Below are 18134 nucleotides of genomic sequence, written 5' to 3'. Positions count from 1 at the left end.
TGAGTATTTCAGCTCTCCCTCTGTTTATAGAGGGAGCACCCCGAAGGGGGAGGGAGTTCTTGTAAATAAGGTGTTTACATGGCAATGAACTCCTCCGTCTGCTTCGCAGCCACCTCTTTCTTCCCCTGCCTGAGGGGAAGTACCCCGAAGGGGGGATGGGGAGGGAGAACAGAGGAGGAGTTGGAATACTATTTTGTGATAAAAGTTAAAGAACTAAAAGATAAAGAGATGAAAGGATTTGTAATTTGTGGATTTGTAATTTGTAATTCGTTTTTCCGGCGGGTGATGTTTGGGGTGTTGGCGGGGATGGTGATGGGGGTGGCGGGGTGTTCGGATGGCGGGGAGGAGCGGTTGCCGGAGGGACGGTACGCGTTGGAGGTGACGGCACGGGTGGAGGACGGGTCGAGGGGGCTGGATGTGAGGAAGGCGTGGAAGGCGGGTGACCGGATCGGGGTGAAGGTGACGTCGGCGAACGGGGAGAGTAGCTCGGGGATTTACCGGGTGACGGACGACGCGGGGAATGTCGAGGCGGAGAGTGCCGCTTACTGGCGGAGCGTGGGCGAGGGGACGGTGACGGCGTGGTACCCCGTGGACGCGACGGATATTAGCACGCAGGAGGACGGGAACGAGAATTTTGACGCCACGGGACTGGACGTGCTGACGGCCAGCACGACGTGTAATTTCGGGGAGGTGGCCGACTTGGGGTTCACTCACGCACTGGCGAGGGTGCGGGTGGATGTGATGGATCGCGATGACGAGTTGTTGCCCGTGAAGGGGGTGAAGGTGAGCGTGCTGGGGAAGACGGCGGTGGAGTTCCGGGAGGGGGTGATGACGACGGGGGGAGGCACCGGGTGCATCGCGGCTCATGCGGCGGTGTCGGACGGCGTGTTCGAGGCGCTGGTGGTTCCCGGGGAGATCGAGGTGCGCGTGGAGGTGGGGGGAAAGAGTTTCATTTACACGCCTGCGGCGGGGAAAATGCCGGAGGCGGGAAAGGTGAATGATTACACGGTGAAGTTGAAGGAGGTGGTGATGTCCACAGAAAAGGATAAGAGCATTTCCGGTAGCGGGGAGGTGATTCTCGTGGGAAACTGGGTGACGAGTGGCAGGATCACGTTTGATGGGGATATGACGGTGGCGTTGGTGAATGTGAATATAAGGAGCAAGATTACCCCGATAACGGTTGCCGGGGGAAAGGTGACTTTCGAGCTTTTCGGGGAGAATCGGTTGGTGGCCGAGACAAAGAAATATAGCGCGTTGTATAACGCGGAGGGGACGACGGTGACTTTGCGCGGGGCAGGGACGTTGGTGGCGGAAGGAGGAGAATCCGGGGCGGGAATCGGTAGCGGGTATCAGGGAACTTGCGGGGATATCACGATCTCCGGGGGAGAGATCATGGCAAGGGGTGGTTTGGATGGAGCCGGGATCGGTAGCGGGTATGGAAGTCAAGCTGCTTGTGGCAAAATCACGATCTCCGGAGGCGTTGTGGTGGCGGAAGGTGGGAAGAATGGGGCAGGTATCGGTAGCGGGTATTATTATAGTCGTTGTGGAGAGATTCTGATTTCCGGGGGGAAGGTGACTGCGACGGGGGGTATGGAGGCAGCGGGAATTGGTTGTGGTTCTTTCTTCTCAACTTGCGGGAATATCACGATTTCCGGGGGAGAGGTGAAGGCTGGGACGGTGGACGAGGAGAAAGAGGCCGCGGCTATCGGGAATGGTTATAAGGCTGAGGCTCCGTTGGTCACGCTTTCGAATTGCGTGATTCGCGTTCCGGGGGATAACGGGGCGGTGACGGGTTTTAACGGGATCAAGGCCAAGAAGGTGGAGCCGAATGTCACGAATGCCGGGGAGTTGGAGAAGAAGGGGGTGACGTTGGTAATTGGAAAGCTAGAAGAAATTTAGAATTTAGAGTTTAGAATTTCACTTTGAGAGCAAGATGGTATTTTAGCTCCTCCTCTGTTCTCCCTCCCCATCCCCCCTTCGGGGTGGGGGTTGTCCCAAAAGTCATTTTATTTCCAAAAACTCCTCCGTCACTTCGTGCCACCTCCTCTATAAACAGAGGAGGAGCTGGTGACTCTTCCCGAAGACAGGGAGTATTTCAACTCTCCCTCTGTTTATAGAGGGAAATCGGCGAGTAAGCGAGGACAGACAGAGAGTTTACTCGTTGTCTGTCGAGCGAGAGCCGATTCGAGACCGGCTTCCGGGCTCAATACCCCGAAGGGGGGAGGGAGTTTGAAAAATGACTTTTTAGACAGCCCCAGTTAGAATACACACCGCCTTCGGGAAGCTTTCCATTCTAAATTCTAAACTCTAAATTCTAAATTTTCCCCTGCGCCCGGAATCTAAAATTTAAAATTAGTAAATCTAAAATTGAGATGACTATATTGGATATGACCGGGGTGAGCCGGGTTCGTTTACGGACGGTGACGGGGTTCAAGCGGATGGGGAAGTGGGTGTTCCGGTTGGCGAAGAATCACGTGAAGGTGACCCGGGAGAAACACCCGGAGATGGCGCGCACGAACGAGGATTTCGGTTCGTCGAGGAAGTTTTTCGCGCGGCTGAATAACGCGATGGGGGATTTGCTGGCGTGGAAGATTGCCGCGGCGAAGTACGGGGGTGGCATGACGGGGGATAATTTCATGTTTCACGTGAATTACGACAAGCTGGAAGGTGGTGCGGTGGCTTGTTTCCGGCTTTTCCGTTTCAGTGTCGGCACGTTGTGGTTGCCGTGGAATCTGGCCGTCACGCGCGAGAAGGGGACGGTGACGATCACGTGGCGCGATAATCGCCACTCGGCGCATTGTTCCCCGCGTGACGAGTTGTGCGTGGGGCTGCTGTACGAGAAGTTCCCGAAACGCCCGATGGTTGTCGGGGAGACGGGGGCGGTTCGCTCTACGGGGACGTACACGCTGGAGCTGGATTCTCGTTTCGGGACGGAGGTTCACGTGTATCCTTTTTTCATGAACCCGGGGAGGACGGAGTTTTCGGATAGTGAACACCTTTGGTGATTAAGTGATTAAGTGATTTTAGATTTTAGATTCCGGGCGCACGGGGCCTTGCTGATTTTAGATTTAATGATTTTAGATTTTAGATTTTAGATTGCCCCCCCTCTGGGAGGGTGTGTCAAAAGGTATTTTATCCTCAAAAAACTCCTCCGTCTGCTTCGCAGCCACCTCCTCTATGAACAGAGGAGGAGCTGGTGAAACTTCCTGAAGACAGGTAGTATTTCAGTTCTCCCCCTGTGTAAGGGGGAGTTAGAGGGGGTAGTTTTTAGTTTTTATCTTCTCTTTTCCAGTCGCCGATGTTTCTTTGGGCGGGGTCGAAGTTGACACCGATTTTGACGAGTTTCCGGCCGTCAACGGTGTAGGGAATGAGGTATCCCCGGTCGTTGATCTGGGCGAGGGCTTGGTCGGCGGAGCCGTCGAGCTTGAACTCGAAGACGTAGATGTAGTCGGCGGTTTTCACGACGGCATCGGCCCGTCCCTTGGCGCTTCGGACCTCGGTCTCGGAGAATTGTCCCATGAGTTTGAAGACGAGGTAGAAGATCGTCTGGTAGTGGCGTTCCGTGCGGTTGTTCAGCTCATAGGAGATGCCGGCGAAGAAGGCTCGCAGGCGGGTGAGGAAGGCATCGACATCGCCCGATTCCAGCTCGTGAATAAATTTGCCGATGTAGAAACTCGTCTCCGATTCGGCCACGGGGGTGTAGAAGGGGGTGACGAAGTTTAGAAACCCGTATTTCACCTCGTCGTTGGGGAACCCTAGGGTGTATATCTGGAAACGTTCATCGTATTTCTTGATGGTGAGGTAGCCGCTCTGGTAGATCATGGGGACGGGGTTGTTGATATTGGCCCGGTCGTCGGAGAGGGAGGCGGCGGAGACCTCTATGCCGTCGAGTTCCCGCAGGTCGAAGTCGGTCTTTTTCAGCATCTCGGCGAGGAAGGTAGGGGTGCCGCTGGCGAACCAGTAGTTCTCGAACATGGTTGAATCCAGCACGTTGAGTATGCTGAACGGGTTGTAGATGCCCACCATGTTGCGATAGTTGAAATGGTACCCGTCATACATCCGGGTGAGGCGTTCCATGCACGCCTCGTCGTCGAGGTTATTTTCTTTGGCCAGTAGTTTTAGTTCCGGGACGAAGTCGGCACGAATCTCGTCGCCGGTAAGGCCGCAAAGCGCGGCGTACCTAGGGTCGAGACTGATGTCTTTCAGTTGGTTGAGGTTGCTGAAAATCCCCATTTGGGCGAACTTGGTGACACCGGTGATGAACACGAATCGCAGCCACTGGTCGGCACTTTTCAGCACGGTGTAGAAGGCGGTGAGCGTTTCGCGGAAGGCTTTCTGTAATGCCTCGTCGTGGAAGCTGTTGAGTAGCGGTTTGTCGTACTCGTCGATGAGGATGACCACGCCACGCCCGGTTTTCTCGTACGCCTTTTTAATGACTTCCATGAACCGCCCGGAGTGGGTGATGCCCTCGCCCCCGGTTTCGTAGGTTTTTTCCCATCCCCGGAGCTGGCGTTCGAGCATGTCGTGTAGTCGTTCGGGCGAGTCGTATTTCTCGGCGTTGAGGTCGAGGTGTAGTACGGCGTGGGTGTTCCATTCCGTTTCGAGCCGCTCGATGGCGAGGCCCTTGAATAGGTCGCGCTTGCCAAGGAAGTAAGCTTCCATGGTGGAGAGCATGAGGCTCTTGCCGAAACGTCGGGGACGGCTCAGGAAATAAGGGTTCGAGGTGCTGACGAGGCGGTACATGATTTCTGTCTTGTCTATGTACACGTAGTTTTCGCGACGTAGTTTCTCGAAGCTCTGTATGCCGATGGGCATTTTGCGGGGGAAGGATGGTTGTTGATTCATGGGTGCCATGTTTGTTTTCTTTTACGCGAAGTTACGAAAAACTTGGTTATGATGGAGAAAAGAGGAGAAAACTAAAAGATAAAAACTAAAAGATAAAAGTTGAAGAGAGTTTAGATCTTACTAATTTTAGATTTAGAGATTTTAGATTTTAGATTCCGGGCGCACGGGGTGGCGCCGAACTACCCCCTCTAACTCCCCCTGTGTAAGGCTACTCTTTATACACATCTCCGTAACGGATTGTTTTATTGAAAGTTAAAATATAATATAATAAAAGTCTATTCCCGAAGCCGGAGGGTAACTCAGCTCTCCCTCTGTTTATAGAGGGAGTACCCGAAGGGGGAGGGAGTTCTTGTAAATGAAGTGTTTACATGGCAACAAACTCCTCCGTCTGCTTCGCAGCCACCTCCTCTATGAACAGAGGAGGAGCTAAAATACTATCCCGCTCTAAGAGATGTGTATAAAGAGTAGGTGTAGAGGGGGAGGCGGAGGGGGTAGTCCTCTCATTTTCAATTTTCAATTTTCAATTTTCCATTGCTTTCATAAGGTGTTGATGGTTAGGATTTTGTTGTTTTGTTAGAAAAAAGGTGGGGGAAAGTGGTTTAAAGTGGGAAATAATTTTGTAACTTTACATCACAAATTAGGGAAGTAATATGTTGTCATTTATTGGAGATTATACATGCAAGCTAGATAGCAAGGGACGAGGGGTTGTTCCGGCTGTTTTCCGGAAGGAAATGCAGGCGGCGGGAGAGGTGTCGTTTGTGATGCGGCGGAATATTTTCGATGAATGTATTGACGTTTACCCGAAGGATGAGTGGTTGAAGTTGATCGCGGGGTTGAGGGAGAAGTTGAGCCAGTTTAACCGGGAACAGGTGCGTTTTTTCCGGGAGTTTTTCCGGGGGGCGCAGGAGGTGGAGCTGGACGGGAACGGGCGCGTGTTGATTCCGCGTAGGATGCTGGATAGCATCGGTATCGAGGGGGATGAGATCGTGATGGTGGGGCAGGATTCGAAAATCGAGATTTGGGGTAAAATAAAGTATGAAGAGAGTACGATGAATACGGATGAATTTGTACTTTTGACGTCGCAAATCGGTTTGTAGGGCTGATGGATTAATTGCCTATCGACGAGATGTTTATGTTTTTATTTTTTAACTTTAAATTTGTGTAACCATGTATCACGTGCCGGTATTGTTGGAAGAGTCCGTTTCGGGGTTGAATATTGATCCGGATGGGGTGTATCTTGATTTGACTTTCGGGGGCGGCGGTCATTCGAGAGAGATTTTAAAACGATTGAAAGATGGTTGCCTGATCGGTTTCGATCAGGATTCCGATGCGCTGGCTAACGTGCCGGATGATAGTCGGTTTATTTTCGTGAATCATAATTTCAGGTATCTGCGGAATTTCCTGCGGTACTGCGGGTACGACGAGGCGGACGGGATTCTGGCCGACTTGGGCGTGTCGTCGCACGAGTTCGACGAGGCGGGGCGGGGGTTCTCCTTCCGGTTTGACGCGGAGTTGGATATGCGGATGAACCAGCGGAGCCGGCTGAAGGCCACGGATATTCTGAATACATATAGCGAGGAGGATTTGACCCGGATTTTCAGGAACTACGGGGAGGTGGATAACGTGAGACGGTTGGTTGACCTGATCGTGAAGGCCCGGACGGAGAAGATGATCACTCGCTCGGAGGAGTTTTTGCAGGTGATCGCTCCCTGCGTGCCGAAACAGAAGGAGAAGAAGTACTTGGCGCAGGTGTATCAGGCTTTGCGTATCGAGGTGAACGGGGAGTTGGAGGCGCTGGAGGATATGTTGAAGGAGGCGGAGCGGGCATTGCGTCCCGGCGGTCGGTTGGTGGTGATCACGTATCACTCGTTGGAAGACCGGATCGTGAAGAACTTTTTGAAGAGCGGTAATTTCGAGGGGAAGGTGGAGAAGGATTTTTATGGTCACGTGAAACGGAATTTCGAGTTGGTGAACCGGAAGGTGATCGTGCCGTCGGATGAGGAGATCGAAAGAAACCCGAGAGCGAGAAGCGCGAAGTTGCGGATCGCGGAAAAACGAAAAGATGATTAAGTGATTAGGTGATTGGTGATTAAGTGATTTTAATCACTCAATCATCGAATCGGCAATCACGGAATCTTTTTCATTCTAAACTTTAAATTTTAAATTAATTACTATGTGGTTTAAGAAAAAGAAGGTAAAGGATTTTGTGCCACCGTTGCAGGAACAGAAGGAGGTGCTGGGGGATTCGATGAAGGAGTTGCTGGACGGGCGTTTGCTGGCGGACACGGTGTTGCGTAAAAATATCGGGTTTATTCTTTTTCTGACTTTTTTGGGAATCGTTTATATCGCTAACGGGTATGCAACGGAGAAGTTGTACATGAAGAAGGTGAGTATGGAGAAGGAGTTGAGCGAGTTGCGTTTCGAGTCGATCACGACGGCCTCGGAGTTGATGAGGATCAGCGTTCCCTCGGAGGTGGAGAAACGGATTCAGGAGGCGGGGTTGGATTTGGTGCAGAGTAAGGAACCGCCTACCAAAATCAAAAGATGAAAAGAATTTAGAATTTAGAATTTAGAGTGGAAGGCTTCCCGAAGACGGGGAGAATTTAGGATAAAAGATGAAAATGGAGAAAACTACCCCCTCCGGCTCCCCCTTACACAGGGGGAGAGTTGATTACCAAGCGGTTTCTCCCCGTGTAAGGGGGGGAGGAAGGGGAAAACTAAAAACTAAAAGATAAAAACTAAAAGATGAGAGATAAAAGATATAATAACAGGTTAAGGACTATCAGGTTTTACGATGGGTATGAACTTTTAGTTTTTAACTTTTAATTTTTAACTATAACATGGCAGCATCTATAAAACATGAATTGGCCGGGCGGTTGGGACTTGTGTACCTGATCGTGATGGTGATTGCTGCCCTAATCGTAATAAAGGCACTGCACGTGCAAATATGGGAAGGGGATAAGTGGAGGAAGATGGGACGTTCGGTGTCGTTTAAAGATTTTGAAGTGGCACCGAACCGGGGGAATATATACGCGGATGACGGGCGTATTCTGGCGAGTTCGGTTCCTTATTATTCGCTGAGGCTGGATTGCAAGGCGATTCCGGACACGCTGTTCCGGAAGAAGGTGGATAGTTTGTCGATGATGTTGTCCCGCTTTTTCAAGGATGCCCCGACAGCGGAGTACCGGAAGAAGTTGTGGCAGGGAAAGTACGGGGCAAAGCCGAATCGTTATTTGCTTGTGAACAAGAAGAAAATTTCTTACACCGATTTATTGGAGGTGAAGAAATTTCCTATTTTTCGGGAAAGGGGTACGAAGAGCGGTCTGATTCTGGAGCGTGAAAACGTGCGTTTGCAGCCGCACAGGGATTTGGCCTATCGGACGATCGGTTACTTGAACGAGGCGAAGGATGGTAGTTTCGAGGGACGCGTGGGGATTGAAGGGGCTTTCGAGAAACAGTTGCGGGGGGAACCGGGACGGAGTATTAGGCAGATGATGTCGGGACGGTGGGTTTCGGTGACGGTGGATGATCCGGTGGACGGGAATGACGTGGTGACGACGATTAACGTGGAGTGTCAAGATATTGTGCAGGGAGCTTTGACCCGGCAGTTGGAGCATTACAAGGCTAGCGCGGGGACAGCTATCTTGATGGACGTGAAGACGGGAGATATAAAGGCCATCGCGAACGTGTCGAAGACGGCGACAGGGTACCGGGAGGTGTTGAATAACGCTATCGGGGATGCCGCGGAACCGGGTTCGGTGATCAAGGCGGCAACGATGGTGGCTTTGTTGGAGGACGGGTATGTTCACCCGGAGGACACGGTTGATTTGGGAAAAGGTATTTACACGCATAACGGGGTGACGTTGCGGGAGTCGAAGTCGCCGATCGGTAAGGTGACGGTGCAGGGGATTTTCGAGCGTTCGCTGAACGGAATCACGGAATTAGTATATGAGCATTACAGGCAACAGCCGGAGAAGTTCGTGAACCGGTGGTACGCGATGGGGTTGAATAAAAAGGTGGGGATCGAGTTGGCGGGAGAGGCGGATCCTTATATTAAGTATCCGGGGGATAAGACTTGGAGCGGTACCACGTTGCGCTGGATGAGTTTCGGGTACGAGTTGAAGATCACGCCTTTGCAGGTGTTGGCTTTTTATAATGCACTGGCAAATGACGGGAGACGGATGAAACCGCGTATCGTGAAGGAAATTCGTAACGGGAGCCGGGTGGTGGAGCGGTTCGAACCGGAGGTGGTGAGTAGCCATATTTGCAGTCGGCAGACGGTGGCTTATATGAAACAGATGATGGAAGGGGTGGTAGAGAATGGCTCGGCGAAGAATTTGAAGAACGCGGCCTGCAAGATTGCGGGGAAGACGGGGACGGCAAAGGTGGCCGCGGGGTCGAAAGGGTATAATTCCGAACCGAAGTACCGGGCCAGTTTCGTGGGGTATTTCCCGGCGGACAAGCCGATGTACTCGTGTATCGTGGTGGTGGATAACCCGTCGCGGTCGGTGGGGTATTATGGAAACGTGGTTTCGGGTAGCGTGTTCAAGGAGATTGCCGATAAGATTTACACGATGGCATCGTTGATGGGGGATAATAACGAGGACGAGGAGGAGAAGGACGAAACGTTGCCGATCAGTCAGAACGGGTTGAAGAGTGATTTTCTGGAGATATATGACGAGCTGGGGATTAACGTGACGGAGGATGAGGCGGAGCGTGCCGATTGGGTGATGACTTCGCGGGATAAGGAGGGGACGGAGTTCGTGTTGAAAGCCCGGAGCGTGGATATGACACTGGTGCCGAACGTGAAGGGAATGGGGCTGAGGGATGCGCTGTACTTGTTGGAGAATAGCGGGCTGAAAGTCGGGGTGAGCGGGGTCGGTACGGTGAGCCAGCAATCGTTGACTCCGGGAGGGAAGGTGAGAAGGGGGAGTTATGTACATATAGAGTTGAGATAATTTAGAATTTAGAATTTAGAATTTAGAGTTTAGAATGAAAAAGATTCCGTGATTGCCGATTGAATGATTAAGTGATTAAAAAGAGTGTTGATTGGAGAGAATCGACTAATCGGAAATCATTAAATCACAGAATAGATAGGAGCTAAAATTAATATTTTGAGATGAATTTAAGAGAGCTGTTAGACGGGGTTGCCTGCGAGGTCGTGCAAGGGAGACCGGATGTAGAGGTTAAGATGATACACTTCGATTCGAGAAAGGTCGGAGAGGGGGATTTGTTTGTTGCCCAAAGGGGAGTGAGTGCGGATGGACATGGGTATATCGGGAAGGCCGTGGCGGCAGGAGCCGTGGCGGTTGTCTGTGAGGAGGTACCGGGAGAGTTGAAAGAGGGGGTGGTGTACGTGAAGACGGGTAATTCTTCGGAGGCGCTGGGGGTGATGGCCTCTAATTTTTACGGGAATCCGTCCCGCCGGATGAAGGTGGTCGGGGTGACCGGGACGAACGGGAAGACGACGACGGCGACGCTGTTGTACGAGCTGGTGCGTTTGCTGGGAAGGAAAGCGGGGCTTTTGTCAACGGTGTGTAATTATATCGGGGACGAGAGGGTTCACGCTACTCACACGACTCCGGATGCGATGGAGATTAACGAGCTGATGGGGCGGATGGTGGATGCCGGGTGCGAGTATTGTTTCATGGAGGTGAGTTCGCACGCTATTGACCAAAGACGGATTAGCGGGTTGGATTTTGATGGGGCGATTTTCTCGAATATCACGCACGATCATCTCGATTATCACAAGACTTTTAAAGCGTATATCGAGGCGAAGAAGGCGTTTTTTGACCGCTTGCCGAAGAAGGCTTTCGCGTTGACGAACGGGGATGACAAGAACGGGATGGTGATGTTGCAGAACACGGCAGCTCGTAAATATACTTATTCCTGTAAGCGGATGGCGGATTTTAACTGCAAGACGTTGGAACGGCATCTGGACGGGACGTTATTGTTGCTGGATGGCAGCGAGGTGTGGACGAGGTTCGTGGGGGATTTTAATGCTTATAATTTGCTGGCGGTTTACGCGAGCGCACGGTTGCTGGATTTCGAAAAAGAGGAGTTGTTGCCCGTGATGAGTATGCTGGTGCCGGTGTCGGGGCGTTTCGAGACCATTTTGTCGAACGAGGGGGTGATGGCTATCGTGGATTACGCGCACACGCCGGACGCGTTGGAGAACGTGTTATCGACGATCGAGGGGCTGAAGAAAGAGGGGACGGTGATCACGGTGGTGGGTGCCGGGGGTGACCGGGACCGGACGAAACGGCCGGAGATGGCGGAGGTTGCCTGTCGGTTGAGTGACCGGGTGATCCTGACATCCGATAACCCGCGAAGCGAGGAGCCTGCCGCGATAATCGAGGATATGCGTGCCGGAGTGCCGGACGAGGCGGCGAGCCGGGTGCTGGCGATTACCGATCGGAAGGAGGCGATTCGTGCGGCGTTGATGTTGGCGAAGAAGGGGGATATTGTGCTGGTGGCCGGGAAGGGACACGAGGATTACCAAGAGATAAAGGGTGTGAAACATCATTTTGATGATAAAGAGGTTATTAAGGAAATATTTAAGTTGTAGGTCATGTTTTATCATATCTTTGATTATTTAGAACAGTTTGATTTCCCGGGAGCGGGAATGTTTCAATATATCACGTTCCGGTCGGCTTGTGCGGTGATTTTGTCATTGTTGATTGCCACGGTGGTGGGAAAGCGTATTATCCGTATTTTGCAGAAGCAACAGGTCGGGGAGGAAATCCGGGACTTGGGACTGGAAGGTCAGATGCAGAAGAAGGGAACACCGACGATGGGCGGGGTGATTATCCTACTGGCGATTTTGGTTCCGGTGGTTTTGTTTGCCCGGTTGGATAACGTGTATATCCAGTTGATGATTGTTTCGACGATTTGGTTGGGGTTGATCGGTTTTCTGGATGATTATATCAAAGTGTTCCGGAAGCACAAGGAGGGGTTGAAGGGACGTTTCAAGGTGATCGGACAAGTGGGTCTGGGGCTGATCGTGGGGGTAACTCTTTACGTGAGCGATGACGTGCTGATCCGGGAGAAGGTTTCCATTTCAGAAGTCGGGGTGGTAACCAGCACGGTAGATGAGGGGTTCGTGTCCGAGAATAGCCAGACGGTTCTGACGAAAGATATAAAATCGACCAAGACGACGATTCCTTTTTTCAAGAATAACGAGTTTGATTACGCTTGGTTCGGGGCGCTTTTCGGGGACTATGCCGAGGAGATCGGTTGGATCGTGTTTATTATTATTACGATCGTGATTGTTACGGCGGTGTCGAACGGGGCGAACCTGACGGATGGATTGGACGGATTGGCAACGGGGACTTCGGCTATCGTGGGGGCGACGCTAGGTATTTTGGCGTACGTGTCGGGTAATATGGTGTACGCGGATTACTTGAATATCATGTATATTCCACATTCGGGGGAGTTGGTGGTGTTTATTGCCGCGTTTATCGGGGCGACGATCGGGTTCCTGTGGTATAACTCGTTTCCGGCTCAGGTGTTTATGGGTGACACGGGGAGTTTGTCGCTGGGGGGAATTATTGCCGTGTTCGCAATCATGATTCATAAGGAGTTGCTGATCCCTATTCTGTGTGGTATTTTCCTCGTGGAGAATTTGTCGGTGATGATGCAGGTCAGCTATTTTAAATATACAAAGAAGAAGTTCGGGGAGGGACGACGGATATTCCTGATGTCCCCGTTACATCACCATTTCCAGAAGAAAGGGATTCCGGAACCGAAGATCGTGACCCGGTTCTGGATCGTGGGAATCGCGCTGGCGGTGATAACGATTGTGACGTTGAAAATACGATAGAAGAAATTTAGAGTTTAAAATTTAGAATTTAGAGTTAGGATAATAATATGATTGGGAGTCTGAGGATGTAAGAAGTTACATTTTCAATTTTCAATTTTCAATTTTCAATTGACATGAAACGTTTGGTTATTTTAGGCGGAGGAGAAAGTGGAGCGGGAGCTGCCAAGTTAGGAAAGAAGTTAGGGTATGAGGTTTTTTTGTCGGACAAGGGGAAGTTGGCCGACAAGTATAAGCGTGTGTTGGAGGAATTGGGGGTAGAGTATGAAGAGGGGCAACACACGGAAGAACGCATTTTCGCCGCAGATTTGGTGGTGAAGAGTCCGGGTATTCCGGATAAGCTGCCGATGATCGTGGGACTGAGGGAGAAGGGAATCGAGGTGATTTCCGAGATCGAGTTTGCGGGACGGCACACGGATGCGAAGATGTATTGTATCACGGGGAGTAACGGGAAGACTACTACTACTTTGTTGCTGTATCATATATTGGAGAAGGCCGGGTATGACGTGGGACTGGCCGGGAATGTGGGGAATAGTCTGGCGGCACAGGTGGCTGACGATTTGCACCGGGTGTACGTGGTGGAGTTGTCTAGTTTTCAGTTGGACGGGATGTTCCAATTCCGTTGTGACACGGCGATATTGACGAATATTACACCGGATCATCTGGATCGGTATGATTATAAATTTGAGAATTATGCGAATTCGAAGTTCCGGATATTGAATAATATGCGGAAGGAGGATTTGTTTATATATGGTTATGACTGCGAGGTAGTGCGGGAGAGAGTGAAACGGGGGGATATTGTGCCGGAGGCAGTCGGGTTCACTTACTCGGATTATGCCGGGGTGAACGCTTACATGGATGGGGACACGGTGGTGGCCCGTTGGGGAGATCGGGAGTTCCGGATTGCCAAACAGGAGATCACGATTCAAGGACGGCATAACGTGTATAACGCGATGGCAGCAATATTAGCCGCTTTGAAGGCCGGGGTGAGTGACGAGGATTTGAGGAAAGGGTTGACAACCTTCCCGCAGGTGGAGCATCGTTTGGAGACGGTGGACGTGGTGAATGGAGTTACTTATATCAATGATTCAAAGGCAACAAACGTGGATTCGGCTTGGTATGCTTTGGATAGTATGCACGCTCCGGTGGTGTGGATTGCGGGAGGAACGGATAAAGGAAATGATTATAGCGTGTTGTTTGATTTGGTGAAGGAGAAGGTGAAGTTGTTGATTTGTATGGGCGTGAATAATAAGAAGTTGATCGAGGCGTTTTCGCCGATCTGCGAGGTGGTGGATACTCATAGTCTGGATGAGACGATGGAAGTGGCTTATCGCCGGGCAGAGAAGGGGGATGTGGTACTGCTTTCGCCTTGTTGTGCTAGTTTTGACTTGTTTAAGAATTACGAGAATAGAGGGGAGATGTTTAAGGAGAAGGTGAAAAGCTTAAAGGAGAGTAGAATTTAGAATTTAGAGTTTAGAATGAAAAGAACTCCTCCGGCCTTTGGCCACCTCCTCTATAAACAGAGGAGGAGTTGGAGACTCTTCCTGAAGACGGAGAGTAATTTAACTCTCCCTCTGTTTATAGAGGGAGTACGGCGGAGCCGGGAGGGAGTTTAATTTAAAATAGAGAAATCAGTATGTTGAATCTAAAGAATAAGGTGGTATTTAAGGGGGATCGGACGTTGTGGTACGTGGTCATCGGGTTGATGCTGGCCTCGTTGATCGTGGTGTATTCTTCGACGGGGAGTCTGGCGTTTCGTGTGCGGGGAGGGAATACCAGTTATTATTTGATTAAACAGTTGTTTTTGATGTTCGGGTGTATGGTGGTGATTCTGACATTGCAGTCGTTTCACTACAAGTACTTCCTTTCGTTTGCCAAGATCGTGCTGGGGATGTCGTTGATATTCCTGTTGTGGGCGAAGTTTGCGGGTACGACGTTAAATGATGCGGGGCGTTGGGTGACGATTCCGGGAATCGGGTTCACGTTCCAGCCTTCGGAAATGGCGAAACTGGGGATTATTATGTACTGTGCCCGTGCGATTGCTTTTGAACAGACGGAGGAGTGTTGTAGCAATAATGTGTTATGGCGAATGACGTTAGTGGTGCCGGTGCTGTTCTTGATTTTTATGGAGAATTTTTCGACATCGGCGTTGCTGGGCGGGGTTTGTTTGGTGATGTTGTTTGTCGGTCGTTTATACTGGAAGACGTACGCGAAGTTGATCGGGGTGATCGTGGGGTTGATGATTTTGATGCTGGCGGTTGTCTTTATCGTTCCGGAAAAGCATTTGAAGTCGGCGGGACGTTTGCTGACGGTGAAAAGCCGTATCGAACATTTCGTGAACCCGAGCGAGACGGACAGTGACGATTCGTACCAGTCGGATCAAGCGAAGATTGCCGTGGCAAAAGGAGGATTGATGGGACTGGGACCGGGAAATAGCGTGCAGCGGAATTTCTTGCCTCACCCGTATTCGGATTTTATATTTGCTATTATTGTGGAGGAATACGGGCTGGTTGGGGCCGGGATCGTGATGTTGCTTTACCTGATTATTTTGTACCGGGTAGGGGTGATCGTGCGACGTTGCACGAGGATGTTCCCGGCGATTCTGGTGGCCGGATTGGGGCTGTGTATCGTGTTTCAAGCATTGATTAACATGGGGGTTTGCGTGGGACTTTTCCCCGTGACCGGACAGCCGTTGCCGCTGGTGAGTATGGGGGGTACCTCTCTGTTGTTCACGAGTGCGTCTTTCGGGATGATATTGAGTGTCAGTCATACTTTCTCGGAAGAGGGAGAACGGGAAGAGAAGGAGAAACTAAAGATGGCCGCTCAAGGTATAAACGAGGAAGAAGAGAACGAGGAAAATTGAACATGAAGATATTTGAGATATGAAGAAAGTAATTATTAGTGGAGGCGGAACGGGAGGACATATATTTCCTGCCCTTTCTATCGCGAATGCGCTGAAACGGTTGAATAAGGATATAGAGATTCTGTTCGTGGGGGCAGAGGGGAAGATGGAGATGGAGAAGGTGCCGGAGGCCGGGTATAAGATTGTGGGATTACCGGTGAGAGGGTTACAACGTAAGTTGACGTTGAATAATTTGAAGGTGTTGTGGAATTTGTGGCGGAGTTTGAAGAAGGCGAAACGTGTGGTGCGGGAGTTTAAGCCGGATGTAGTGGTTGGTGTTGGAGGGTATGCCAGTGGGCCGATTGGAAAGGTGGCCACGAACGCGGGTATTCCGTTGGTGTTACAGGAGCAAAATTCTTATGCAGGGGTAACTAATAAGTTGCTGGCAAAGAAGGCGGCCAAGATTTGCGTGGCTTACGAGGGAATGGAACGTTTTTTTCCAAAGGAAAAGATTATATTTACGGGGAATCCGGTACGGAAGGATTTGTTGAATGCCGTGAATGAACGGGTGGAGGGGATTGCTTTCTACGGGCTGGATGCGAATAAGAAAACGGTGCTGGTCACCGGAGGTAGTCTGGGTGCCGGGTCGATTAACAAGGCTATGGTGAGATGGTTGGAGAAGATTGCGAGGTGGAAGGACGTGCAGGTGATTTGGCAGTGCGGGAGTTATTACCACAAGGAGCTGGAAGAACAATTGAAGGGACGTATGCCGGAAAACGTGAAGTTTATGCCGTTTTTGAAACGGATGGATTTGGCGTATGCCTGTGCTGATTTGGTGGTGGCAAGAGCGGGAGCGGGTACGATTTCGGAGTTGTGCTTGTTGGGGAAAGCCGTGGTGTTAGTGCCCTCGCCTAACGTGGCAGAAGATCACCAGACAAAGAATGCTATGGCGCTGGTGAATAAACAAGCTGCCGTGATGGTGAAGGATGCCGAGGTGGTGGAGCGTTTGGGAGAGGTGATGGAACGCTTGTTGCAGGATGATGGGGAACGGAAAAGTTTGTCCGAGCATATCTTGACGCTGGCAATGAAGGATTCGGATGAGGTGATTGCGAGGGAAATATTGAAGATAGTTTAAAGTGTAGAATGTAAAATTTAGAATTGAATGGACTGCCATTTTAAATTTTAAATTTTAAATTTTAAATTCATGGTATGGATATTAAGAATATAAAGGCGGTGTATTTCGTGGGTATCGGGGGGATTGGAATGAGTGCGTTGGCTCGTTATTTTAAGGTGATGGGTTACGAGGTGGCAGGATATGACCGGACATCGTCACCGTTGACACGAAAAATGACGGACGAAGAAGGGTTTGAGATTACTTACGAGGATGACGAGAAGGGAGTTCGGGAGGTTTTCCGGGATAAGGAACATACGTTGGTGGTATATACCCCGGCGGTACCGCAGGAAAATCGTATTCTTAGTTTTTTCCGGGATAACGGGTACGCTTTGCATAAACGGGCGGAGGTGCTGGGATTTTTGTCCCATAGTAAAAAAGCGCTTTGCATTGCCGGAACGCATGGAAAGACGACGACCACGACGATGTTGGCTTTTCTGTTGAATCGTTCGCACGTGGGATGTAGTGCTTTCCTAGGGGGAATTTCCTCTAATTTCGGTACGAATTTATTGATTGATAAGGATTCGGATTACGTGGTGATCGAGGCGGACGAGTATGATCGTTCATTTTTGCATTTACATCCGGAGATTGCGGTAATCACGGCTATGGATGCGGATCATCTGGATATATACGGGACGCACGAGCATTTGATCGAGGCTTTCGAGGAATTTGCCTTGCAGACACGAGGTGAGTTGTTTTTACGTAAGGGGTTGGAATTGAAAAAAAGAACGATTACCGGGCATTATGCTGCCGGGGAGAAAGCGGATTATTATGCCGATCGGTTGCGAGTGGATAACGGGAGTTACTTGTTTGATTATATCGGGAAAGATTTGGAGATAAGGGATTTGAGGATGTGTTTCCCGGGGCGGGTGAACGTGGAGAACGCGACGGCTGCAATCACGGTGGCTTTGTATGCAGGAGTGACACCGGAAGAGATTCGGGTGGCTTTGCCTTTGTTTAAAGGAGTTTCCCGTAGGTTTGACGTACATGCGAAGAGTGACCGATTGATTTATATTGACGATTACGCTCATCATCCGCGGGAGATTGAGGCGTCTCTTTCTTCCATTCGGGAGATGTGGCCGGATAAGAGGTTGACGGTAGCTTTTCAGCCTCATTTGTACTCACGGACAAATGATTTTTACCCGGAGTTCGCGAAGAGTTTGAATCTTGCGGATCAGGTGATCCTGCTGGATATTTACCCGGCACGGGAGCAACCGATTCCGGGGGTGACATCGGGTTTGATTGCTGAGCGACTGACGGTGCCATTCGTACGGGTGACGAAGGAAGAGTTTCCGGAGTATGTGAAGGAGAACGTGAAGGAGGGTGTTTTTATGACCGTGGGAGCCGGGGATATAGATCGTTTTATTCCGATTTTCACGGAGATGTTTGGAGGGACGGATTGCTGATCGGGGTTACAGGTTGGGATGTAATTGATAAGAGACGAGAATTTGAATTAG

Annotated in this window: 13 protein-coding genes; 12 read left to right on the top strand and 1 reads right to left on the bottom strand. The window is 50.6% G+C overall.

What is annotated here, in order from left to right; all coding sequences use genetic code 11:
- The first annotated feature begins 78 nt into the window (after positions 1 to 78).
- Complete coding sequence (locus tag QVC79_RS14815; protein ID WP_287642504.1) at positions 79 to 1899, top strand: fimbrillin family protein; 1821 nt, start codon at positions 79 to 81, stop codon at positions 1897 to 1899.
- Between the two features lie 473 nt (positions 1900 to 2372).
- Positions 2373 to 3005 (top strand): DUF6266 family protein, encoded by a 633-nt coding sequence (locus tag QVC79_RS14810; protein ID WP_270593183.1) that lies wholly within the window; start codon positions 2373 to 2375, stop codon positions 3003 to 3005.
- Positions 3006 to 3267: 262 nt separating this feature from the next.
- Here QVC79_RS14810 and QVC79_RS14805 read toward each other — a convergent pair whose 3' ends face one another.
- Complete coding sequence (locus QVC79_RS14805) at positions 3268 to 4845, bottom strand: PD-(D/E)XK nuclease domain-containing ATP-binding protein (protein ID WP_287642506.1); 1578 nt, start codon at positions 4843 to 4845, stop codon at positions 3268 to 3270.
- A gap of 650 nt (positions 4846 to 5495) precedes the next feature.
- Here QVC79_RS14805 and QVC79_RS14800 point away from each other — a divergent pair.
- The 10 genes from QVC79_RS14800 to murC all read left to right on the top strand — a co-directional run bounded on the left by QVC79_RS14800 (position 5496) and on the right by murC (position 18083).
- On the top strand, positions 5496 to 5942 hold the full coding sequence (locus QVC79_RS14800; RefSeq protein WP_124318463.1) for a division/cell wall cluster transcriptional repressor MraZ: 447 nt from the start codon (positions 5496 to 5498) through the stop codon (positions 5940 to 5942).
- A 70-nt stretch (positions 5943 to 6012) separates the two neighbouring features.
- Positions 6013 to 6915, top strand: a complete 903-nt coding sequence (rsmH, locus tag QVC79_RS14795; RefSeq protein ID WP_270593184.1) for a 16S rRNA (cytosine(1402)-N(4))-methyltransferase RsmH — start codon at positions 6013 to 6015, stop codon at positions 6913 to 6915.
- A 103-nt stretch (positions 6916 to 7018) separates the two neighbouring features.
- Positions 7019 to 7393 carry an FtsL-like putative cell division protein gene (locus QVC79_RS14790; RefSeq protein WP_151411785.1) on the top strand — a complete coding sequence of 125 codons (375 nt, stop codon included), beginning with the start codon at positions 7019 to 7021 and terminating at the stop codon, positions 7391 to 7393.
- A 292-nt stretch (positions 7394 to 7685) separates the two neighbouring features.
- Positions 7686 to 9803 (top strand): PASTA domain-containing penicillin-binding protein, encoded by a 2118-nt coding sequence (locus tag QVC79_RS14785; RefSeq protein WP_270593185.1) that lies wholly within the window; start codon positions 7686 to 7688, stop codon positions 9801 to 9803.
- Positions 9804 to 9964: 161 nt separating this feature from the next.
- Positions 9965 to 11413 (top strand): UDP-N-acetylmuramoyl-L-alanyl-D-glutamate--2,6-diaminopimelate ligase, encoded by a 1449-nt coding sequence (locus QVC79_RS14780; RefSeq protein WP_270593186.1) that lies wholly within the window; start codon positions 9965 to 9967, stop codon positions 11411 to 11413.
- A 3-nt stretch (positions 11414 to 11416) separates the two neighbouring features.
- On the top strand, positions 11417 to 12667 hold the full coding sequence (gene mraY, locus QVC79_RS14775; protein WP_124317363.1) for a phospho-N-acetylmuramoyl-pentapeptide-transferase: 1251 nt from the start codon (positions 11417 to 11419) through the stop codon (positions 12665 to 12667).
- A gap of 113 nt (positions 12668 to 12780) precedes the next feature.
- Positions 12781 to 14127 (top strand): UDP-N-acetylmuramoyl-L-alanine--D-glutamate ligase, encoded by a 1347-nt coding sequence (gene murD / locus QVC79_RS14770; RefSeq protein WP_270593187.1) that lies wholly within the window; start codon positions 12781 to 12783, stop codon positions 14125 to 14127.
- Positions 14128 to 14300: 173 nt separating this feature from the next.
- The gene (locus QVC79_RS14765; RefSeq protein WP_087420586.1) at positions 14301 to 15527 is read left to right on the top strand and encodes an FtsW/RodA/SpoVE family cell cycle protein; all 1227 of its coding nucleotides are present in this window, start codon (positions 14301 to 14303) and stop codon (positions 15525 to 15527) included.
- Positions 15528 to 15546: 19 nt separating this feature from the next.
- Positions 15547 to 16641, top strand: coding sequence for an undecaprenyldiphospho-muramoylpentapeptide beta-N-acetylglucosaminyltransferase (gene murG, locus QVC79_RS14760; RefSeq protein ID WP_270593188.1), 1095 nt, complete (start codon positions 15547 to 15549; stop codon positions 16639 to 16641).
- A 74-nt stretch (positions 16642 to 16715) separates the two neighbouring features.
- Positions 16716 to 18083, top strand: a complete 1368-nt coding sequence (gene murC, locus QVC79_RS14755; protein WP_270593189.1) for a UDP-N-acetylmuramate--L-alanine ligase — start codon at positions 16716 to 16718, stop codon at positions 18081 to 18083.
- The last annotated feature ends 51 nt before the right edge of the window (positions 18084 to 18134 follow it).

This window comes from Butyricimonas sp. (genome assembly GCF_019423355.1).
Classification (GTDB): domain Bacteria; phylum Bacteroidota; class Bacteroidia; order Bacteroidales; family Marinifilaceae; genus Butyricimonas; species Butyricimonas faecihominis.
The sequence above is the reverse complement of the archived record's forward strand: the minus strand, read 5'-3'. Positions and strand labels throughout refer to the sequence as shown.

Excerpts from the sequence above, each read along its gene's own strand:
- murG (WP_270593188.1), top strand. The coding sequence starts at position 15,547 with ATGAAGAAAGTAATTATTAGTGGAGGCGGAACGGGAGGACATATATTT.
- QVC79_RS14800 (WP_124318463.1), top strand. The coding sequence starts at position 5,496 with ATGTTGTCATTTATTGGAGATTATACATGCAAGCTAGATAGCAAGGGA.
- mraY (WP_124317363.1), top strand. The coding sequence starts at position 11,417 with ATGTTTTATCATATCTTTGATTATTTAGAACAGTTTGATTTCCCGGGA.
- QVC79_RS14765 (WP_087420586.1), top strand. The coding sequence starts at position 14,301 with ATGTTGAATCTAAAGAATAAGGTGGTATTTAAGGGGGATCGGACGTTG.
- QVC79_RS14815 (WP_287642504.1), top strand. The coding sequence starts at position 79 with ATGGCAATGAACTCCTCCGTCTGCTTCGCAGCCACCTCTTTCTTCCCC.
- QVC79_RS14810 (WP_270593183.1), top strand. The coding sequence starts at position 2,373 with ATGACTATATTGGATATGACCGGGGTGAGCCGGGTTCGTTTACGGACG.
- rsmH (WP_270593184.1), top strand. The coding sequence starts at position 6,013 with ATGTATCACGTGCCGGTATTGTTGGAAGAGTCCGTTTCGGGGTTGAAT.
- QVC79_RS14805 (WP_287642506.1), bottom strand. The coding sequence starts at position 4,845 with ATGAATCAACAACCATCCTTCCCCCGCAAAATGCCCATCGGCATACAG.
- murD (WP_270593187.1), top strand. The coding sequence starts at position 12,781 with ATGAAACGTTTGGTTATTTTAGGCGGAGGAGAAAGTGGAGCGGGAGCT.
- QVC79_RS14790 (WP_151411785.1), top strand. The coding sequence starts at position 7,019 with ATGTGGTTTAAGAAAAAGAAGGTAAAGGATTTTGTGCCACCGTTGCAG.
- QVC79_RS14780 (WP_270593186.1), top strand. The coding sequence starts at position 9,965 with ATGAATTTAAGAGAGCTGTTAGACGGGGTTGCCTGCGAGGTCGTGCAA.
- QVC79_RS14785 (WP_270593185.1), top strand. The coding sequence starts at position 7,686 with ATGGCAGCATCTATAAAACATGAATTGGCCGGGCGGTTGGGACTTGTG.
- murC (WP_270593189.1), top strand. The coding sequence starts at position 16,716 with ATGGATATTAAGAATATAAAGGCGGTGTATTTCGTGGGTATCGGGGGG.